Below are 485 nucleotides of genomic sequence, written 5' to 3' on the forward strand. Positions count from 1 at the left end.
GCAGAACGCAGCCAGGCGGCCGCCGCTGAAATCTCTTCGCTTTCCGGCGAGACGGTTCAGGTTGCGACCGAAGCCGGCGATATGCTGAACCGTCTGGTTCCGGATATCCGCAAGACGGCGGAACTGGTGGCTGAAATCTCCGCAGCCTGCCGCGAGCAGGATATCGGTGCAAGCCAGATCAACGAGGCGATCCAGCAGCTCGACAAGGTGACGCAGCAGAACTCCGGTGCTTCCGAAGAGATGTCCGCCACCTCGGAAGAACTGGCCGCACAGGCCGAAGAGCTTCAGGCTAGCATCGCCTTCTTCAAGGTGGAGCGTGCCAATACAAACGGTCGCCCCGCCCCGGCTCGCGCAGCGGCTCCCTCGGTCGCGCACCGTCCTGCGGCAAAATCTGCTGCCCCGGTTCGTCGCCCTGCCCCGTCGCAATCCGTCCACGCCCAGCAGGCCCGCGCCAACGGCTTCGCACTCGACATGTCGATGGGTGG

At 64.7% G+C, this 485-nt stretch carries 1 pseudogene; it reads left to right on the top strand.

From position 1 onward, the window contains the following. Nucleotides 1–485: pseudogene (locus ACTJK5_RS23005) on the top strand (methyl-accepting chemotaxis protein); the annotation flags it as partial.

This window comes from Agrobacterium sp. 22094 (genome assembly GCF_052046015.1).
Taxonomy (GTDB): Bacteria; Pseudomonadota; Alphaproteobacteria; order Rhizobiales; family Rhizobiaceae; genus Agrobacterium; species Agrobacterium cavarae.